Origin of the sequence: Streptomyces sp. AcH 505 (assembly GCF_000818175.1) — a bacterium.
Lineage (GTDB): Bacteria > Actinomycetota > Actinomycetes > Streptomycetales > Streptomycetaceae > Streptomyces.
Genome location: NZ_JTIY01000002.1, coordinates 1,083,331 through 1,102,833, shown reverse-complemented (window position 1 = coordinate 1,102,833; position 19,503 = coordinate 1,083,331). Strand labels below are relative to the sequence as shown.

The 19,503-nt window shown below is 68.8% G+C and carries 18 protein-coding genes and 1 pseudogene; 11 read left to right on the top strand and 8 right to left on the bottom strand.

What is annotated here, in order from left to right; all coding sequences use genetic code 11:
- The 4 genes and pseudogenes from HY68_RS34925 to HY68_RS34910 all read left to right on the top strand — a co-directional run.
- Nucleotides 1–412: pseudogene (locus tag HY68_RS34925) on the top strand (ABC transporter permease); the annotation flags it as partial.
- A gap of 14 nt (nt 413–426) precedes the next feature.
- Nucleotides 427–1,593 carry a flavin reductase family protein gene (locus HY68_RS34920; protein ID WP_052457468.1) on the top strand — a complete coding sequence of 389 codons (1,167 nt, stop codon included), beginning with the start codon at nt 427–429 and terminating at the stop codon, nt 1,591–1,593.
- Between the two features lie 57 nt (nt 1,594–1,650).
- Entirely contained in the window at nt 1,651–2,175 is a 525-nt protein-coding gene (locus tag HY68_RS34915; RefSeq protein ID WP_041999618.1) for a nuclear transport factor 2 family protein, read from the top strand.
- The gene (locus tag HY68_RS34910) at nt 2,172–4,505 is read left to right on the top strand and encodes a CocE/NonD family hydrolase (protein WP_041999616.1); all 2,334 of its coding nucleotides are present in this window, start codon (nt 2,172–2,174) and stop codon (nt 4,503–4,505) included. Before HY68_RS34915 ends, HY68_RS34910 begins: the two co-directional genes overlap by 4 nt.
- Before the next feature lie 220 nt (nt 4,506–4,725).
- On the opposite strand, the gene HY68_RS34905 is transcribed toward HY68_RS34910, so the two are convergent.
- Both HY68_RS34905 and HY68_RS34900 read right to left on the bottom strand, forming a co-directional pair.
- Nucleotides 4,726–5,997 carry an acyl-CoA dehydrogenase family protein gene (locus tag HY68_RS34905; RefSeq protein ID WP_041999613.1) on the bottom strand — a complete coding sequence of 424 codons (1,272 nt, stop codon included), beginning with the start codon at nt 5,995–5,997 and terminating at the stop codon, nt 4,726–4,728.
- Between the two features lie 430 nt (nt 5,998–6,427).
- Complete coding sequence (locus tag HY68_RS34900; RefSeq protein ID WP_041999610.1) at nt 6,428–7,003, bottom strand: TetR/AcrR family transcriptional regulator; 576 nt, start codon at nt 7,001–7,003, stop codon at nt 6,428–6,430.
- Nucleotides 7,004–7,086: 83 nt separating this feature from the next.
- Between HY68_RS34900 and HY68_RS34895 the strand changes: the two genes are divergently transcribed.
- Entirely contained in the window at nt 7,087–7,866 is a 780-nt protein-coding gene (locus HY68_RS34895; protein WP_052457466.1) for a hypothetical protein, read from the top strand.
- A 48-nt stretch (nt 7,867–7,914) separates the two neighbouring features.
- Here HY68_RS34895 and HY68_RS34890 read toward each other — a convergent pair whose 3' ends face one another.
- Nucleotides 7,915–8,490, bottom strand: coding sequence for a TetR/AcrR family transcriptional regulator (locus HY68_RS34890; RefSeq protein ID WP_041999607.1), 576 nt, complete (start codon nt 8,488–8,490; stop codon nt 7,915–7,917).
- Between the two features lie 80 nt (nt 8,491–8,570).
- Between HY68_RS34890 and HY68_RS34885 the strand changes: the two genes are divergently transcribed.
- Nucleotides 8,571–9,614 carry an NAD(P)-dependent alcohol dehydrogenase gene (locus tag HY68_RS34885; protein ID WP_041999604.1) on the top strand — a complete coding sequence of 348 codons (1,044 nt, stop codon included), beginning with the start codon at nt 8,571–8,573 and terminating at the stop codon, nt 9,612–9,614.
- A gap of 75 nt (nt 9,615–9,689) precedes the next feature.
- On the opposite strand, the gene HY68_RS34880 is transcribed toward HY68_RS34885, so the two are convergent.
- Both HY68_RS34880 and HY68_RS34875 read right to left on the bottom strand, forming a co-directional pair.
- A complete protein-coding gene (locus tag HY68_RS34880) occupies nt 9,690–10,304 on the bottom strand; it encodes a TetR/AcrR family transcriptional regulator (RefSeq protein ID WP_041999601.1) in 615 nt (204 codons plus the stop codon).
- Nucleotides 10,304–11,152 carry an oxidoreductase gene (locus tag HY68_RS34875; protein WP_041999599.1) on the bottom strand — a complete coding sequence of 283 codons (849 nt, stop codon included), beginning with the start codon at nt 11,150–11,152 and terminating at the stop codon, nt 10,304–10,306. The genes HY68_RS34880 and HY68_RS34875 overlap by 1 nt, the downstream gene beginning before the upstream one ends.
- A gap of 234 nt (nt 11,153–11,386) precedes the next feature.
- On the opposite strand from HY68_RS34875, the gene HY68_RS34870 reads away from it, so the two are divergent.
- A complete protein-coding gene (locus HY68_RS34870) occupies nt 11,387–11,971 on the top strand; it encodes a TetR/AcrR family transcriptional regulator (protein WP_041999596.1) in 585 nt (194 codons plus the stop codon).
- A gap of 157 nt (nt 11,972–12,128) precedes the next feature.
- On the opposite strand, the gene HY68_RS34865 is transcribed toward HY68_RS34870, so the two are convergent.
- The 3 genes from HY68_RS34865 to HY68_RS34855 form a co-directional block, all read right to left on the bottom strand.
- Complete coding sequence (locus HY68_RS34865) at nt 12,129–13,049, bottom strand: alpha/beta hydrolase (protein WP_241778859.1); 921 nt, start codon at nt 13,047–13,049, stop codon at nt 12,129–12,131.
- A gap of 182 nt (nt 13,050–13,231) precedes the next feature.
- The gene (locus tag HY68_RS34860) at nt 13,232–14,671 is read right to left on the bottom strand and encodes an NAD(P)/FAD-dependent oxidoreductase (protein WP_041999593.1); all 1,440 of its coding nucleotides are present in this window, start codon (nt 14,669–14,671) and stop codon (nt 13,232–13,234) included.
- A gap of 1 nt (nt 14,672) precedes the next feature.
- On the bottom strand, nt 14,673–15,233 hold the full coding sequence (locus HY68_RS34855; RefSeq protein WP_041999590.1) for a hypothetical protein: 561 nt from the start codon (nt 15,231–15,233) through the stop codon (nt 14,673–14,675).
- A 191-nt stretch (nt 15,234–15,424) separates the two neighbouring features.
- Here HY68_RS34855 and HY68_RS34850 point away from each other — a divergent pair, with 191 nt between their 5' ends.
- The 4 genes from HY68_RS34850 (at nt 15,425) to nhaA (ending at nt 19,494) form a co-directional block, all read left to right on the top strand.
- Nucleotides 15,425–15,853, top strand: coding sequence for an organic hydroperoxide resistance protein (locus tag HY68_RS34850; protein WP_042000779.1), 429 nt, complete (start codon nt 15,425–15,427; stop codon nt 15,851–15,853).
- Between the two features lie 195 nt (nt 15,854–16,048).
- On the top strand, nt 16,049–16,588 hold the full coding sequence (locus HY68_RS34845; protein ID WP_041999587.1) for a transcriptional regulator: 540 nt from the start codon (nt 16,049–16,051) through the stop codon (nt 16,586–16,588).
- Nucleotides 16,585–17,901, top strand: coding sequence for an MFS transporter (locus tag HY68_RS34840; RefSeq protein WP_078864087.1), 1,317 nt, complete (start codon nt 16,585–16,587; stop codon nt 17,899–17,901). The genes HY68_RS34845 and HY68_RS34840 overlap by 4 nt, the downstream gene beginning before the upstream one ends.
- 312 nt (nt 17,902–18,213) lie before the next feature.
- Nucleotides 18,214–19,494 (top strand): Na+/H+ antiporter NhaA, encoded by a 1,281-nt coding sequence (gene nhaA / locus HY68_RS34835; RefSeq protein ID WP_241778858.1) that lies wholly within the window; start codon nt 18,214–18,216, stop codon nt 19,492–19,494.
- The last annotated feature ends 9 nt before the right edge of the window (nt 19,495–19,503 follow it).

The window sequence follows — 19,503 nt, the reverse complement described above, 5'->3', positions numbered from 1 at the left end:
TCACGCCGCTGCCCTCGTCGGTGTGCGCCCTTCCCGGATCATCTTGTTCGCGCTGGTGACCTCCGGTGCGATCGCCGGACTCGCCGGGCTGCTGCTGACGTCCCAGCTGTCCACCGGCGACCCCACCGTCGGACCCGGCTACCTGCTCCCCGTCATCGCCGCCGTCTTCCTCGGCTCCACCCAATTCCGCGGCGGCCGATTCAACATCTGGGGCACCGTCCTCGCCGCCTACACCCTCGCCGTCGGAGTCAAAGGCCTCCAACTCGCCGGCCTCCCCATCTGGATCCCCGACCTCTTCAACGGCACCGCCCTCCTCGCCGCCGTCGGCCTCGCCGCCTGGCGCAGGGCGCCCACCACCCGCAGGACCGGACCGGGTCGTTTCCGGCGAGTCCTCGACAGCACTAGCAAATGACCGAAGGAGGCTTTATGTTCAAGGCCACCGACCCCGTACTGTTCCGCGAGACGCTGGGCCACTATCCGACCGGGGTGGCCGTGGTCACCGCTGTGGCCGAGGACGGCCACCCCGCCGGCATGGTTGTCGGAACGTTCTCCTCCGTCTCCTTGGACCCGCCGATGGTCGCGTTCTTCCCGGCGGCCAACTCCCGGAGCTGGTCGCAGCTCCGGACCGCGCGAGCGTTCTGCGTCAATGTCCTGGCAGCCGATCAGGAGCCGCTGTGCCGTCGCTTCGCGACCGGCGGGGCGGACAAGTTCGACGGTGTGCGCTGGCGGCCCGGGCCACTCGGTTCGCCCATCCTCGAGGACGCCGTGTCCTGGATCGAGTGCACGTTCCAGGACATCCGGGAAGCGGGCGACCACCTCGTCGTCCTCGGGCTCGTCCACGACCTGGCCGTCGAGCGATCGACGCTCCCGTTGCTGTTCTTCCAGGGCGGCTACGGGCGCTTCTCCCCCGGCTCCTTCGTCGCCACTCCGGATCCCGACCTGATCCAGGCAGCGCAGCTGGCCGAAACGGTCCGATCCGAGGTCGAGGACCTCAGCGCCGAATTCGCCGTCAACTGCGGCGTCCTGGTCAAGATCCGCAGCGACGCGGTACAGGTGCTCGCCGCGAATCGCGGGTCCGTCCCCGACCCGTTTCCCCTCGGCCACCGGCAACCGATCATTCCGCCGCTGGGAGCGGTCTTCCTGGTCAATTCGACGACGGCGGAGGTCGAGGAGTGGCTGCGGCGTGCCCCGGACGACAGTCGCGACCACCGCGATGTCTACCGTTCCCGGCTCGACAAAGTACGAGAGTGCGGTTACTCCCTCCTCGCCGCCGAGCCGCGGCTGCTCCAGCGTCAGCAAGCGGCGCTGTCCGCGTTCGAGCAGTCCGACCGCCTGCCACGACACGAGCGCGCGGTGCGGCAGGCGACCTCCGAACTGGCCGAAGTCTTCTGCCCCGACCTCCAGCCGGGCGAACTGTACGACCTCGCCTCGATCGTCGCACCCGTCCCCGCTGACGCCGGCCTGCCCCCGATGGCGATCCGGATGACCGGTATGCGCGACTCCGCGTCGGTGGAAGAGATCGAGTCCTGGGTCCACAGGCTCAAACAGGTCGCGGGCTCGGTGGGAGCGGCCATGACCGGTGCCCGCGGGTGACCGGCGCGCCAACAGCAACACCGTCCAGAACAGCTAGTGAGAAGAGAGAGCAGCAGCATGACTGAGTACGAGGACAAGGCAGCCGTCATCGAGATCCTGAATCTCTACGGCCTCGCGCTTGACGCCCGGCAGTGGGACCTGTTCGACCGAGTCTTCTCGGACGACGTGGTCGCGGAGTTCGGCCCGGCCGGGGCCGCCTGGGAGGGCCTGGCCGTGTTCAAGCGCTCCTTCGCCGAGTTCCACGACCTGTTGGACAGTCACCAGCACACCATGATGGGCCAGTTGGTGCACATCGACGGGGACAAGGCCTACGCCTTCAGCTACGGCAACTGGCTCCTCGTACGGAACGCGGCCGAGGGCGGCCCCACCTGGCTCGGGACGGGCTGGTACGACGACGAGCTCGTCCGGACCGATCAGGGCTGGCGGATCCGACACCGCGTGTGCCGACTGCAGTCCTGGAGCGGCAACCCGCTCGTCCCCGAGCCGCACGGGGACCACGACCCGGACATGAACCTGAACGTTCTGAGCACCCACGCCGCCGAAGGAAAGATCGCGTTCCTGAAGGCGATCCAGGCGAAATGACCGACACCACTGCGCCCCGGCACGCGACGGACTTCGCCACCGGTGTCTTCGCCGGCCCGGTTGCCGGCCTCAGGTATCAGACACCCACGACAACGGGTGTCACCGACGAACGCGGTGAATTCCAGTACAGGGAAGGCGAGACGGTCGTCTTCCTGGTCGGTGGGCTCGTCCTGGGATCGGCCAAGGGTGCGCCGAGACTGAACCTGGCCCAACTCGTCAACCGCGCCGACGGAAAGATCGACAGACTCCACGACCCGATCGTGACCAACCTCGCGCGGCTGGTCCAGACACTGGATCAGGATGGCGACGTCGAGAACGGTGTCACGATCGCCCCGATCGTGCACGAACTCGTCGGACCGACCGTCATCAACCTCAACCAGGCGGACACCGACGCGGCCAGGGCGGCTGACGCAGCAGCCGCATCCAACGACCCGTCACCCGACCGCATGGTCTCCTTCGCCGGCGACCGCACGGCCGTCTTCGCCGACGACCCCGTGGTGACCGGGCTGTTGGAGAAACTCAACGCGACGCCCGGCGTCTTCACGGCGAACCACCCCAGAAGGCTCCGCGACGCCGCTGCCGCACGCAACGAGCTTCGGCGCAACATTCGCGGCATCGTCAAGATGACAGACGTCAAGATCCCGCTGCGCGACGGGTCTTTCGTCTGTGCGGACGTCTTCCGCCCGGCCGACGACGGCCGGCATCCCGTGGTCATGAACAAGGGGTTCTACGGGAAGAGCTTCGATCACGGCTGCATCTGTGGCGAAGAGGACGCGGCGCGAAAGGAGGAGCTGGAGGACCGCTACTTCACGGGGAACCCGGACGGTCTTCAGTACGAGAACCACGAGAGTGTGGACTCGTCCGTCTGGGTGCCGAACGGCTACGTGTGCATTCGGGTCGACGCCCGTGGCGTGGGCAACAGCCCCGGACTACAGGCGCCCTTCAGCGTGCAACAGGCAGAGGACTACTACGACGCGATCGAGTGGGCGGGGACACAGCCCTGGTCCAACGGCAATGTCGGGCTCTGGGGAATGTCCTACCTCGCGATCACCCAGCACACCGTCGCGAGCCTGCAACCACCCCACCTCAAGGCCATGATCGCCTTGGGTACCGACGCCGATCTGTACAACGAGGCCCTTTACGGCGGCGGTCTGTTCGGGGAAGGCTTCTGGAACTGGTGGGGAGTGGCGATGGCCGGTCACAACCACTGCGGCGAGCGGCGGGAAACGGACTGGCGGGAACGCCTGCTGGCCACCCCGTTCAACGACCCCGCCGCGTACGGTACTCAGGGGTCGATCTTCATGCGTCCCGAGATCGAGAAGGCGACCGTGCCGGTGTGGATCGTCGGTCCTCAGACCGGCGTCGTCATCCACCAACTGGGCAGCAGTGAAACCTTCATCCACTCGACCGGCACCCAGGCGAAGAAGTTCGACTTCGTCGACGCGTGGTTCCCGCACTGCTACGCGGACTCGACGATCGCCGAACACATGGACTTCTTCGACCACTGGCTCAAGGGGCTGGACAACGGCGCGACGACCGGTGCACCGGTTCGGGTCCAGGTCAGGACGGGCAACGGCGGGCACTACGTCTCGGAGGAGGCGGCGTGGCCCATCGCGCGTACCACGTACCGTCGTTGGTACCTGAATGCCGAACCGTCGGACTGGACGGGAGACGGGCGTCGGACCGACTTCCTGCGCATCGGCGAGACGATCCCCGCCGCCGAAGGGTCGGCGAGCTACGACGCCCATCTCGACCGCGGGCAGCCGATATTGGCGCCCACCGGGTTCGCCGGCGGCACTCCGCGCTGGTCGACAGGCGTCTCCTTCGTCAGCGATCCGCTGACCGAGGACGTCGTGCTGGCCGGGTACATGAAGGCCGGATTGTGGGTGTCGTCGACGAGCAGCGACATGGATGTCTTCGTGTCCCTGCGCGTGATCGACGAGCATGACCGTGAAATCCGCTACGAGTCGTTGGTCCCTCCCATCGACCCGACGCACATTCATCCCGTTGGTCATGGATTGCTCAAGGTGTCGCACCGCGCGATCGATGACACGAGGTCGACGGACTACTGGCCGGTCCACACGCACACCGAGGCGGATCACCGCCCGCTCGAAGCCGGCGAAGTCGTCGAGATCGAGCTGGGGCTCTGTCCCAGCAGTGCGTTGATCCGAGCGGGGTGCAGGCTGCGGATTGACGTTCAGCCCTGTTCACCCGCCGGCTTGCCGTCCCGCGCCTACGACGAGAGCTATCACGTAGGCGCGACGAACACGGTCCGCACCGGACCGGCCCATCCGAGCTATGTGCAGTTGCCGATCGTGCCGGCGAGGTGAACTCGTCGGGTACTCGGGCGTGAAGACTGGCCGGCCGTCCAGGACCGGTGCACCCGCAAGGTCGCGATGAGCGTGCCTCACGGGTCACCTGACGTTCCTGGGCGGCCGCGTCGGTCCTGCGGGCGCCTCCGAGCGATGGGAGTCCGACAGAGACGCGTCCGACGGAGACGCGTGGGACGCCCCGCGGCTACGGGGCGTCCCACGCTGTTCGCACCGCCGGTCAGGAAGTCTTCACCGGGGCCGGCGCAAACCGATCCAGCGTGGTGATTCCCGCGAACTGATGCGGCTGCATTTCTGCCATCAGCCGCCCGTAATTCTCAGAAAGAGCCTCAAGGTTCAGCGCACCGTGCAACGTGATCACCCGCGCGTCACGCCACGCTCGCTGGATCGGCTCGAAATCCATGATCGCGGTTGATCCGGAATTTCGCTGCAACAGCTCGATCGCCTCCGCGCACCATTTTGCCGAGTAGGCCGTCTCCACGAGGACCCGTGCGCTGAATTTCTGCATGTATTCCGGATCCGCCGGTGTTCCCGCTGCCGCGAGCGCACCGAGTCGATCGGTCTCATCGGCGTTGGCACGAGCCATCAACGTCGCGGACCGAATCTTGGAGTGGACCTCGGACAGCATCAAATGGGTGAGGGGGGCTTCCAACTGGTTCTTGTACGTCGTGCCGCGAATCGACCGGCCGGCGGAACGCTCGATGAAGCGATCGAGGGCGCCCTGGGCGATGCCGATCGACATCCCGGCCATGAGGCTGAACGCCCAGCCGAGCGAGGGCGCCTTCCAGATTGATCCCTTGAGGCCGTTGTCGAGAGTTCCGCCGACGATGTCGCGGAAGTCGACGCAGCGGTAATCCGGGACGAAGAGCTCGTCACTGGCGAGCGTGCAGGAGACACTGCCCGTGGCGCGCATGCCCGCCACCTGCCAGTCGTCGAGGAACCGCAATTCGTCCAGCGGCACCTGAGCACCCACCAGGTTCGGCCCCTCGCCGTCGTCCGCGATGCAGCCCAGGTTCGTGAAAGGCGCCCAGAGCGAGTCGCTGCCGAACGTCCAGGGGCCGCCGGAAATTATCCAACCGCCCTCGACCCGCTTCGCACGCCCCCGCGAGGCCGGGAAGTGACTCGAACCGGCAACGCGCGGCCCCACCCAATTCGGTCCGTACACCTCTTCGACGACGCGCGCGCCCGAACCGGCAGGAATCCAGTTCGTCGAGGCTCCCACCCACACGCACCAGCCGCACGAGCCGTCCCATTTGGCGACTTCGGAGACAACGTCCAACTGTTGCCGAACGGAAAGCTCATAGCCGTCGAACTCAGCAGGACTGCCGATATTGAAAGCACCGGTGGCATCCAGATCGGCGATCGTCTCGTCGGAGAGACGGCCCGCGCGCTCGGCCGCGATCGCGCGCTCCCGCAAAGTCGGTCCAAGCGCGCGGATCCTCTCAAGGATCGCGCTGAGCCTCTCGGACGCGTTCTCGCTCTCAACCGTCATCGGTACCTCCTGTGTCGTTCGGTCGGATCAGTGGGACTAAGAGCGATGCGCATCCGCCGCAGTGCTGACCGTGGTCGCCGCAGGAGAGGCACTCTGGATCTGCGCGGAAACGGACCGAACCAATAGGTCTTACCTTGCATCGCGACCGTGGAGGTGTCAAGGAGTCTCGGCTCGTCCGGACGACGTACGCGTCGCCCGCGTCGACACCGGTCTCTGCGGGCGGGAGCCCGTCCGCAGAGACCGCGCGCCGGTGGTGCTCGTCGTCAATTGTTGCCATGCTTGGACGGCAGCACCTTGATGGTCCGAGGGCGGTCCGACGTGGCCTGGACCTGGCTCCGAGGTGGCAAAGGCACAGCGCTGCCTTCTCCTCGCCGCATGAATGGACCTGAGGAAACGTCAGGTAAGCCGTACGAGGTGGGGCTCGACTCCGTCAGGCCTGGTTGTCGTCCAGCAGGCCCGCGAGAAGCGCGCTCAGGTACTCGGATGCCTTCTCCGGGCGGCGGCGAGCCGCGTAACCGATTCCGCACACCAGCAGGAGCAGGTCGGTGCCGTCGAGGCCGGGTCGCAACTCCTTCGCCGCTCGCTGCACGATCCCGCTGAATTCGCCCACGAGCTCCGTGCGCAGCTCCTCGGTCTCGGAGCGCTCCAGTCGTGTGCTGGTCGACACCTCGGCGAATGCCGGATCGTCCGCGTACAGGCGGAACGCGTGCGACAGGAACAGGCGAAGCGCGGCCACGGGGTCGGCGGCCCCTGTCGCGTCGCGCGCCAGCTCGATCAGTTCGACGAAGTGGTGCTCGACGAGCCCTTCGCGCAGGGCCTCGGGTGTGGCGAAGTGCCGGTACACCGTGCCGACTCCGACCTCGGCCCTGCGCGCGACCGCGTTCAGCTGCAGCGGCTCGCCCGCCTGGTGGATCTCCCGTGCCGCTTCGAGGATGAGGCGGCGGTTCCTGGCCACATCCCGGCGGAGCCCGGACACCGATGCTGCGGACGGTTCGATCGCTGGCATGGCCGCAGCCTACCGGATCCCCCATCGAAGTCGATGAAGTATCGATGTGGATAGTTCATCCGTTCGGGCGGTAGGGTGTTGCCATGTCACGCGAAACCATCGAGGTCGACGGCCGACGCCGGACCTACCTGCACATCGCCCCGCACCGCACCGCACCGACCGCGCCATTGATCGTCGCGCTGCACGGCACCACGCAGAACGCCAAGGCGATGAGAAAGTTCAGCGGCGGCACGATCGACGACCTCGCCGAGAAGATCGGCGCCGACCTCGTCTACTTGAACGGCTACAGGCGCGCCTGGAACGACGCGCGTCGCATCAAGACGTCCGCGGCCCAGAAGCGCGACATGGACGACGTGCGGTTCGTCAGGGACGTGGTCGAGCGCTTCGCGAAGCCCGCCGTCGTCGTCGGCTACTCCAACGGCGGCCAGCTCGTTCACCGGCTGCTGCGCGAAGTCCCGGAGACCTTCGTCGGCGCCGTCGTGATCGCCGCGGGCCTTCCTGTCGATGAGGACTTCACACTGGCCGGGGTGGCCCCGGCCCGGATCCCGATGCTGCTGTTCCACGGCACCGGCGATCCGGTCGTCCCCTACGAGGGAGGTGTGACGAAGCTGCTGGGCCGCACCCGTGGCACGGTGCGGTCCGCCCTGGACACGGCCCTGAGTTACGCCCCCGCCGGCGAGCCGGCCGTGGTCCGGTCCGGGGACGTCGAGCGCCGCGACTGGGACGGGGTCCGCCTCATCAGCCAGATCGGCGCAGGCCACGTCATTCCCAACCTCAAGACTTCCCCGAGCCCCCGCTTCGTCGGCCCGTCACACCACGACATCGACACCGGCGAGGAGATTCGCGAGTTCCTCCACCTCTGATACCCCAAGGAGCCAAGGTGGAGCCGTCGGAGATCCGGCCCGGCCATGTCATCGATCGGCGCGAAGCCCGGCGAGATGAACGCGGACGAAGCGACGCCATGGGGCGTCGTCCCCGTCCGGCGAGGCTGCGACGACTCCTCGGATCGCGACGATGAGCGCCTTGATGTCCTCGCCGGTCACGTCCGGCGCGAGGTAGCCGCTGGCGACCGCGTTGCGTGTGAGGTGCCGGACCCGGTCCTCCGTCGCGCTCACCTCGTCGCCGGAGACCCGGTCGGCCAACTCGGCCGCGTATCGGCGCTTCTCCGCGTTGAAGGCTCCGACGAAATCGAGAAACCGTTCCAGCCCGGCGCCGGGGTCCGGGTCGGCGAGCGCGGATGCGGCGGCCTGGTCGATCTCCTCGGTGAAAAGCCGCGCGATGGCGTCGAGGAGGGCGTCCTTGCCCGCGAACCGGCGGTAGATCGTGCCGACGCCCAGGCCGGCCCGGGACGCGATGGACTCCATGCTGGCCTGCGGACCCTGCTCGGCGAAGACCACACGGGCCGCGTTGATGACGATCGCGTCGTTGCGCAGGGCGTCCCGGCGCGGTGCGCGGGACGTGTTCGAGGCGTTCGGTCTTAGGGTCATCGCCGCCAGTGTACCCAAAGCGGAATCCGCATTCATCTTAGTGCTAACCTGAATGCAGATTCCGCTTTGGAGGGGTGCTCATGAGGACCACGACCGGCTGGCAGAGCCTTGACCCGACCAGCAACACACTGACCCGCGTCACCATCGACCGGCGTGACCTGCGCCCGGACGACATCGCCGTGCGGATCGACTACTGCGGCGTGTGCCACAGCGACCTGCACCGCATTCACGGGATGCTCGGCGAGAAGGACCTCGTCCCCGGACACGAAGCGACCGGCGTCGTCGCCGCCGTCGGCCAGGCGGTCGACCGCTTCGCTGTCGGCGAGCGGGTCGCGATCGGCACGATCGTCGACTCGTGCGGCGCGTGCGCCATGTGCCAGGTCGGGCAGGAGAACTTCTGCTATGAGCGGGTGACCACCACCTACGGCGGCACCGACCGAATCGACGGCACTCCGACACAAGGCGCCTACAGCCGCGAGTACGTCCTGCGGGAGAAGTTCGCGTTCCACCTGCCCGACGGGCTCGACCCGGCCGCCGCCGCCCCGCTCATGTGCGCCGGCGTCAGCGTCTGGGAGCCCTTGCGGGCGGCCGGCATCGGCCCGGGCAGCAACGTCGCCGTCGCCGGTCTCGGAGGGCTCGGCCACATCGCGGTGAAGCTCGCCGCCGCACTGGGAGCCGACGTCACCGCCCTCAGCCGCGACGCGGCCAAGGAGGCGGATGCCCTGAACCTCGGGGCCTCCGAACTCCTCGTAACCACTGACGATGCCCAAGTCGCCGCCGCAAGGGGCCGCTTCGACCTGGTCCTCGACACCATCCCGGCCGATCACGAGCTGACACCGCTGATCGGCATGCTGGGCCTGGACGGGACGCTGTGCGTTCTCGGGAACCCACTGCTGGCCGGACCACGGCTCCTGGAGCTCGGAGCCGGCCGCAAGAAGCTCACCTCGTCCGGTACCGGAGGGCTGCGACAGACCGCCGAGATGCTCGACTTCTGCGCCGAGCACGGCATCACCGCCGACATAGAGACGCTTCCTTCGAGCGAGGTCGACATCGCCTTGGACCGCCTCGCTGCCGGCGACGTCCGCTACCGGTTCGTCCTGGACATGTCCGACCTCGACAGCTGAACGAAGCTCACGGGACACGGACTTGTCCGGCCGATCATGTTGACCGCTCCGACCACGAGCCCACACGGGCGGCCCTCAGCCGGTCAGCCCGGCGCTGGTCAGCCAGATGTGTTCACAGGTCGCGGAGGCCTCTTGCAGCTTCTCGCGGGACTCCTGCGAAGCGTGGTAGAAGGTTCGCTCGATCATCCAGCACAGGGCGCGCGCCATCGCCGAGGCCTGTTGTGGTTCGGTGCCCGGTTCGACGCCGGCCCGCTCCAGGACGGCGGTGATGGCAGCGATGAACAAGTCGGCTGTGCGGTTCCACAGGTGGCCGATCTCCGGCACCGTCAACGTCAAGTCGATGGCCGTGCGCATGACCAGGCCGTGCTCGTTCCACAGCTCTACCGTGCGCCGCATCGCCGCCGTGACGGCCCGGCGTGGCTCCTCGGTCTGCGCGGTGACCCGGGACCGCTCCCACAGGTGCTCGACGGTCCGGGCCACGAGTGCCGTGAGCACTTCCTGCTTCGAGCCGAAGTAGAAGTACAGGGCGCCGCGTGTGATGCCGGCGCCCTGGGCGATGTCGCCGACGGTCATGGCGTCGTAGCCCTTACGAGCCAACAGCGCCTCGCACGTGTCGAGGATGGCCCGCTCCCGGACATCGCCCTTGCGTTCCGCGGTGCGGCGGCTTCGCGCGGGGTGGTTGTCGGACATCAGAGCTGAGCACCCTCGGCGAAGTCGGTCGTACGGGAGAGCGTCTCCCACGCGCGGATGTCCTCGTCCACTGCCGTGCGCGCGGCGGTGACCAGGCGCAGGGCGTCCGAACCGAGGACGAGGTGGGCCGGCGGCTGCTCGACCGACGCGATGTGCACGACGGCTTCCCCGGCCTTGGCCGGATTGCCGAGCTGGTTACCGCTGGCCTTCCGCCGCGCTTCCCGGATGGGGCTGAACAGCTCGTCGTAGTCGTCGATGGACTGCTCGGCGCGTGTCATGGACCGTCCGGCCCAGTCGGTGCGGAAGGAGCCGGGCTCGATCGCCGTCACATGGATCCCGAACTGGGCGACCTCCTTGCCCAGCGCCTCCAGGATGCCTTCCAGGGCGAACTTGCTGCCGCAGTAGGCGGACATGCCGGGCACGGCCATGAGTCCACCCATCGAGGTGACGGCCATCAGGTGTCCACGGCGACGTCGGCGCATGGCGGGCAGCGCGGCCCGCAGTGTGGCCACAGCCCCGAACACGTTGACCTCGAACTGCCGCCGCACCTCGGCCTGCGGAGTCTCCTCGAAGGTGCCTTCCAGGCCGTAGCCGGCGTTGGCGATGACGACGTCCAGCGGACCGACGGTCCGCTCGACCTCCGCGACCACGCTCCGTACGGCGTCGTCGTCCGTCACGTCCAGGATCCGGCCATGGGCGTGCCCGGGGTTGAGCCCTTCGAAGGCGCGCAGGTCCTCCTCCGAGCGGACGCTGCCCACGACGGCGTGCCCGGCGGCCAGCGCGGCTTGGGCGAAGGCACGTCCCAGACCCGAGCTGACACCGGTGATGAGCCAGTTCTGCTTCTCCATTGGTCCTCCAAGGAGGTCTCACGAGGGTCCGGATCGACCCCCTCGCAAGAAAGTCTACACGGTGTCGTTTTTTATCACCGCTGTGTTGATTCCGTCCGCGTCCCGGCACGACCGCTCCTGAGCATCGCCATCCGCTCTCCGCCGAGACACAGCCGACCAGCCGCTACGTTCTCTTCGAGGTGTTCGCCCTGCTGCCAAGACCGAACGTTCTACCGTTTGGTAAGCTCGGGCGCCATGAGTCGGAGTACAGCGGGCGGCAGCACCTCGGAGGCACGGGCACGGCTGCTCAACACGGCAACCCAGATCTTCTACGCCGAGGGGATCCACTCCGTCGGCATCGACCGGATCGTCGCGGAAGCACAGGTGACCCGAGCCACGCTGTACCGGCATTTCGCCGGCAAGGAAGAACTCGTCCTGGCCTACCTCGATCTGGCCGACCAGGGCATTCGCGGCCAGGTCGCCACCGCGCGGACCAGCAGCGAGTCGGCGCCGGACCAGGTACGGGCCGTCGCGGCATCCATCGCCGAGGGCATCCGGTCCGACGGATTCCGCGGCTGCGCCTTCCTCAACGCGGCAGCCGAGTACCCCGACATCAGTCACCCGATCCACCAAGCAGTCCTGGCCCACCGGCAGTGGTTCCTGGAGACCGTCACGGAGCTGCTGGCACAGACACACCCCACAACCGCCGAGCCCGCGGGCCGGCACCTCGTCATGCTCCGGGACGGCGCCATGGCAGCCGGCTGCCTCTTCGACCCGGAACTGATCTCCGAGACCTTCATCAACGGCGTCGAGGGAATCCTGCAGACAAGCACCGCCTGACCAGGTGTCCATGGCCTTGGGATCCATGAACACCGTTGTCCAGCCGTAGAGTTGGGTGTCGATCAGCCTCGGGTGCACCCGGTGTCGTACATGAAGCTGGTGAGCGATCGTTTCCTGCTGGGGTTGCGCCCGGGACGACCGCGCTCGTCGCGGCTCCTCAGACCGGCCTCGTCAGGGACGTCCTCGTGATGAGCCGGTCGAGCTTGTCCCCCAGGCTTCCGACGCCGATCGACAGGTGTCCGTGGTGGTTCCGCAGGTGGGGACGCGCGGTCGGCAGATGTTCGGCCAGCCACCTCGCGTGCGCGATCGGCACCATCCGATCGAGGGAGCCGTGCCACAGGTCGACGGGAACGACGACGCTGCCGGGGTCGAATCCCCACGGCGACGTCAGCGCGTGGAGGTCGCCGAGCCATCCGGCGTCCCCCCTCGCGAGGCCGTGGTTGACGTTCGCGGCGTTGTCCGCGCCGTACGCCGACGTGAGTTCGTTGCTGTCCACCGCCGGCAGCAGACTGGCCATCGCGGCGGCAAGGTCCGCCGGGCCGCTGCCCCTGAGGGCTCCGCCCATCCGCAACACGGCGGTACGCAAGGCCTGTTCACCCTGAACCGCGGCACCGAACAGCACGGCGTTCTGTACGCCCATGCCCGCGACGAACTCCAGCCCCTCGGCGTCGTAGGGAGCGAACGAGGCGATCAACAGCACGCCCGACACGCGCTGTGGATCCGCCGCCCCGGTGGCCAATGCGTACGGCCCACCGGCAGACCATCCCGCCACCAGACAGCGGCGGACGCCCAGATGGTCCAGCAGTACGCGACCGTCCTCCACAGCGCCGGCAACCGCGCGCCCCGGCATCGGAGTCGACGCGCCGTAACCCGCGCGTGAGTACGTGATGACGCGGTACCCACGCTCCACGGCCGAGCCCCACACGGTGTCCATGGGAACCGCCGAGCCAGGCATGCCGTGCTGGAGGAACACAACAGGCCCGTCCTCCGGCCCTCGCACGGCGAACTCGACAACACGGCCGTCGTGCAGACGTAACTGCTCCAATGCCTGGTCAGCGGTGCCGGCATCCGCGTTCACGCGTCACCACTCGCGTCAGGACGCTGTCGGGACACCTTGCTCGTAACCGCTAGTGGTTCTTGTTTCATGGGCTTCTCCTGTTGGCGTCACGACGAGCCTTCAACGCCCTGTGTCAGCACGGTGTTCGGGAGACCGCCTCGCCTCCGTCCGGCCCGACGGGACGAGGCATCGTGGTCGGACCGTCAGCGGCCGTACGCTTCCAGCAGGCGCAGCCACACTTCGCTGATCGTGGGGAACGCCGGAACCGCGTGCCACAGCCGGTCCAGCGGAACCTCTCCGACGATCGCGATCGTCGCGGCGTGCAGGAGTTCGGCGACATCGGGGCCGACGAGCGTGAAGCCGACGATCACCTTCCGGTCCTCGTCGACCACCATGCGGGCGTGGCCTTGGTATCCGTCGGCGTGGAGGGCCGATCCCGCGACGGCGGCCAGGTCGTGGTCGACGACGCGGATCCGGAGCCCGGCGGCCTCGGCGGCGGCCGCGGTCAGTCCCACCGACGCGATCTCGGGCTCGGTGAAGACCACCTGCGGCACCGCGCGGTCGTCGGCCGTGGCCACGTGCCGGCCCCACGGGCGGTCCTCGACCGCTTCGCCCTTGGCTCGCGCGACGATGACATCGCCCACCGCACGGGCCTGGTACTTGCCCTGATGGGTCAGCAGCACACTGCGGTTGACGTCACCGGCGGCGTACAACCACCCCTCGGACGTCGGCGCCCCGTCGTCCCCGACCACCCGCAGTGTGTCGTCCACCGTGAGCCAGGTGCCCGGCGTCAGACCGACGGCGCCGAGGCCGATGTCCTGGGTGTTCGGTGTACGGCCGATCGCGACGAGAAGTTCGTCGGCCTCGACGCGCTCGCCGGTGGTGAGCGTGATGTGCACCGTACCGTCACCGTCGCGCTTCACGGCTGCGGCTTCCGCACCGAGGAGCACCGAGACGCCGGCCTCCCTCAGCGATGCGGTGACGCGTTCGCCGGCGAACGGCTCCGCGAGCGGCAGCACACCGTCACGGGCCAGCATCGTCACCGACGACCCCAGCGCGGCGAATGCCGTCGCCATCTCCGAGGCCACCACGCCGCCACCCATCACGGCGAGCCGTTCGGGGACCGCCCTCGCGGCGGCCGCCTCCCGGCTGCTCCACGGTGCCACCTCACTGAGGCCGGGGATGTCCGGCAGGAGCGCGGCGCTGCCCGTCGCGACGACGACCGCATGCCGCGCGGTCAGCGACGTCACGACACCGTCCTCGCCCGTCACCTCGACGACCCGCTCGGAGCTGATCCGCCCGTGGCCCCGGTGCAGCGGGATCCCGGCCGAGTCGAGCCACGACGCCTGCCCGTCGTCCTTCCAGTGCGAGGCGAAGGAGTCACGGCGGCGCAGCACGGCCGCGACGTCCAGGTCACCGGTCATGGCCTCACGCGCCCCCGGCACCTGACGGGCGGCTCGAAGCGCGGCCGTGCTCCGCAGCAGCGCCTTGGTCGGCATGCAGGCCCAGTAGGAACACTCGCCGCCGACCAGCTCCCGCTCGACTATCGCGGCGCTCAGCCCGCCCTGGACCACCCGGTCGGCGGCGTTCTCCCCGACCGGCCCCGCACCGATCACGATGACGTCGTACGTGTTGGCGTCCACGTCAGTTCCCCTTGGCAGCGCGGCCCAGGCGCAGGGCCGAGATGAGGAAGAAGATGGCGCCCGGAATGGCGTAGCCGACGGCGCTGGTCAGGCTCGGCTTGTCCGCCGCTGCCGACGCGACGAACGACCCACCGGCCAGGACCGAGATGCCACCACTGAGGATCATCGGCCACTGGCCACCCATCGTGCGGCGCGGTACGGCCACGATGAGTTGGACCAGCCCGGCCACGATCGCCCAGGCCCCCCACACGCGCAGCACCGCCGGGATACCGGACGCACAGGCGATGCCCAGGCCGACAGCCGTGACGAGGCTGACCGCGACGTTCACGTACAGCAGCTTCGTCGACCCCGTGCCGCGAGAAACCTTCGCGTCGTACACGGCCGCACCCACATCGAACAGCGGATACAGCACGAGCAGCGCGACCACGACCGGGCTCAGCTTCGAAGCAGTCGGCACCATGATCAGCGCCCAGATGATGGCGAACGCGAACCGGACGAAGTACAGCCGCCGCAGAGCGGAGGCGGTGCCGGCGACGCCGGCCGGAGCGGTGATGGTGCTCACGATGATCCCTTCGATTGGCTGACGGTCTGCAAGAACGACCGTTCTGTCGCATCAGCTTGGCAAGGGGTGGAGCCGCTTGTCAAGAGAGAACGTTCTACCTTGACAGCGACCGAACAGAGGGTGAAACTACAAGCAGATAGATCGTTCTCTCTCGTTTCGGACGATCTTCAGATGGCGCGGAAAGGATGAAGATGACCAAAGAGATCTACACGGGCATTGCCACCTCTACCGGCGACGGCAGGGCTGGAGGTCGTGTCCGGACCAACGACGGGCTGCTCGACATGACGCTGGCGATCCCGAAGGAGATGGGCGGCCCCGGCGGGGCGACCAATCCCGAGCAACTGTTCGCGGCCGGCTGGGCTGCGTGCTTCCACTCGGCGCTCAAGGCCGTGGCCGCGCAGCAGAAGACTCAGATCGCCGACTCCGCGGTCATTGTGGAGGTGGGAGTGCACCCCACACCGGAGGGCGGATTCGGCCTGAACGCCGCGCTGCACGTCGAACTGTCCGGCGTGGAACAAGCGGTGGCGGACCAGCTGATCGAGGCGGCACACGCGATGTGCCCGTACTCCAACGCGACGCGCGGCAACATCGCGGTTGCCATCGACGCCACAGTGGTGTGACGCCGTAGGGCCGGGGCGCGGTGTGGAGGTCCGACCCCGGCCCTACGGTTCGCGCGGACTCTACGCCGCCGCATCAGGAAGACCCCTGTTCCGGCAGCTCGTTGCAGGTGATCACGACGGGCGCGGGACCCGGCGTCGGCGTTTGGCCGAACAAACCCCTTGCGCAATGGTCAAGACTCGTTGACCATTACTCGCATGCCTACCGACGAGCCTCCCGAGACGTTTCACGTCACGACGGACGAGCAGCTGCGCGCCGTCTCCAATCTCACCCGCCACCGGATCATGGCCGTGCTCCGCTTCGAGCCGGCGACGATCACGCAGATCGCCGCGCGGGTCGGCCTCGCGAAAGGGAGTTCCAGCTATCACGTGCGGCTGCTGGAGCGGGCCGGCCTGGTCAAGGTGGTGCGGACGCGGAAGGTCCGGGGCGTCACCGAGCGGTACTACGCCATGGCCGCCCGGTCGATCGAGCTGCCGGACCCGGGCGAAGGAGGGCCGGATGTGCTGATGCGGCACGCGGTGGCGGATCTGGAGGCGGCGCCGGCGGACGGCGAGCGGCATGTGCGGATGGCGCATCTCCGGCTCACCGCGGAGCAGTTCGCACAGCTGGGAGCGCGGCTGGAGGCGTTGGCGGACGAATACCGCGAGTTGTCCGATCCGTCGCTGCCGGACGCGTCACTCGTCTTCGCACTGTTCCACCCCGCACAGCCGGAGCAGCCCGAGGGGGGCGCCAAGTGATCTCGTCCGTTGAGAAGTTGCCGACCGGATTCGGACGGCTGTGGACTGCGCAGACCGTGTCATCGCTCGGCGACGGGGTCACCCAGGCCGCGCTGCCGCTGATCGCGTTGACGCTGACGCGCGATCCGATGGCGCTCGCCGTCGTCACGGCAGCGGGGACGCTGCCGTGGCTGCTCTTCGGGGTGCTCGGCGGTGCGCTGGTGGACCGCTGGGACCGTCGGCGCACGATGTGGGTCGCGGACGCGGCGCGTGCGGTGCTGCTCGCGATACCGGCGGCAGCGGCAGCGCTCGACGCGCTGAGCATTCCGCTGCTCGCTGGCGTCGCCTTTCTGCTCGGCCTCGGCGGACTCTTCTTCGACACGGCCGCCACGGCCTTCCTGCCGGATCTGCTCCACCGCGACCCCGCGCTCCTGGAGCGCGCCAACTCCCGTCTGCGCGGCGCCCAGACCGCCGCGTCCGGTTTCGCGGGGCCGCCTGCGGGCAGTGCGCTGCTCGCGCTCGGGCGGGCGGTTCCGCTGCTGGCCGACGCCGTGTCGTTCGCGCTCTCCGCCATGCTCGTACGGTCGCTGCCCGCCATGCCCCGCCCCGTGCCGGAGGTCCACGAGTCGCTGCTTCGGCAGGCGCGGGCCGGGGCCTCGTACGTCTTCCGGGACCGGGTGCTGCTCGGGCTCGCGCTCCGCCCGGCGGTCGGGAACATCGCCTTCCTCGCTGTGGAGACCGTCCTCGCCCTCTTCGCGCACGACCGCCTCGGCATCGACACCTACGGCTTCGGCCTGCTCCTCACGGCGGAGGCCACCGGCGGTCTGCTCGGTGCGGGCATCGCCTCGTACCTCGGCCGCCGACTCGGCACCGGCACCGCGCTGACCTGCACGGCCGCCGTCGAAGGGCTTGCCATCCTGGGCCTGGCCGCTGCCCCGAACCCGTACGTGGCCGGGCTGGCGCTCGCCGTCTGCGGGGCCGGCATGGGCGCCACCATGGTGCTCGGGCCCTCCCTCCGGCAGGCGATCGTCCCCGCCCGTCTGATGGGCCGGGTCGCCTCCACCTCCCGCATGCTGGCCATGTGCGCCGCCCCCGTCGGGGCGTTCCTCGGCGGCTGGCTGGCCGCCACGTACGACATCCGCACCCCGCTCTACGCCGCGGCCGGCCTCCTCCTGACGATGACGGCAGTCACCGCGTCCATGACCAGCAACCGCCGGGTCGAAGCCGCGCTGCGCGCCGCTGCCCCGGCCGGCGGTCCGGATCACCCGGCGTCCCAGGATCCCGCCCAGGAGGGCGCCGTTCAGGACTCCACGGCGCCGTTGAACCAGCCGTAGCGCGACGTCTCGTACGGCGGGTCATGGATACCGCCGTCGCCGCCGGACAGCGCGCGGCGTGCCCGCGTGGCGGACGCGCACCCATCTCGGTCATGAAGCCTGCCGAGTCACGGTCGGATCCCCGGACCCCGTCGTTCCGAACGCCGTCCGGTCGAAGGTCAGGCCCGTGCGGCGTTCGACAAGGGTGAAGTGCCGAGGATGCGTTAGGTTGATCGTGGTGTGCCGGGAAGTCTGGTCGGCGAGTCCTTCTGCCTGCCCTCTTCCCCTCGGGAGTCATCGATGCCCGCCAGCCCGCTCCCCCCGCGTCGGTCCGTGACACGGCTGTTCGCCCGTCCCAGTAGCTGGCGTAGTGCGCAGGCCACGGCGTCCGCGCTGCGCAGTGAGACCGTCGGCGGTCTGCTGCTGCTGGCCGGTGCCGTCGTCGCGTTGCTGTGGGCGAACTCGTCGTGGAAGGCCGGTTACGCCTCCTTCACCGACGCGACGTTCGGGCCGGACGGGCTGCACCTGCATCTGAGCGTGGCCCAGTGGGCGTCGGACGGCCTGCTGGCGGTGTTCTTCTTCGTCGTGGGTCTTGAGCTCAAACGGGAGTTCGTCGCCGGGGACCTGCGCTCCCCCAGCCGGGCGGCCCTTCCGATCATCGCCGCGGTCGGCGGAATGATCGGTCCCGTCGTCGTCTACGTCATCGTCAACACGGTGATGGGCGGCGGGACACTGGAGGGCTGGGCCGTGCCGATGGCGACCGACATCGCGTTCGCCGTTGCGGTCCTGGCCATCATCAGCACCCATCTGCCCGCAGGGCTGCGCTCGTTCCTGCTGACGCTGGCGGTCGTGGACGACCTCCTCGCCGTGGTGGTGATCGCCGTGGCGTTCAGCGACCACATCAGCCTGTGGCCGCTGCTCGGCTCGTTCGCGGTGATCGCGGTCTTCGGCCTCCTGGCCCGCCGCCGCATCACTCACTGGTGGCTGCTGGGACCGCTGGGGATCGTGGCCTGGGCCCTGATGCACGCCTCCGGGGTGCACGCGACGATCGCCGGGGTCCTGCTCGGCTTCGCCGTTCCCGCGCTGGCCGGCTCCGGTGAACAGGTCAGTCTCTCCGAGCGGTTCGAGCACCACTGGCGCCCGGTGTCGGCCGGGGTCGCGGTTCCGCTGTTCGCCCTGGTCTCGGCAGGGGTCTCACTCTCCGGCGGCCTGGGAGCGACCTTCGCCGACCCTGCGGGTCTCGGCGTCGGCCTCGGGCTGGTCATCGGCAAACTCGTCGGGGTGTTCGCCTCGACCTATCTGCTGGCGCGCTTCACCCACGCCTCCTTGGACAGCGAGCTGTCCTGGTGGGACGTCCTGGGCGTCTCGCTGCTCGCCGGGGTCGGCTTCACCGTCTCGCTCCTGATCGGCGAACTCGCCTTCGAGCCCGGTACCGACCGCCAGAACCACATCAAGACCGCCATCCTGCTCGGCTCGTTGACCGCGGCCGTCCTGGCCGCCGTCGTACTGCGCTGGCGCAACGGCGTGTATCGCCGGCTGTGCGAGGCCGAGACCGTCGACGCCGACCACGACGGCATCCCCGACGTCTACCAGACCCCGCCCGACCGCGCCTGACCTGGCTGC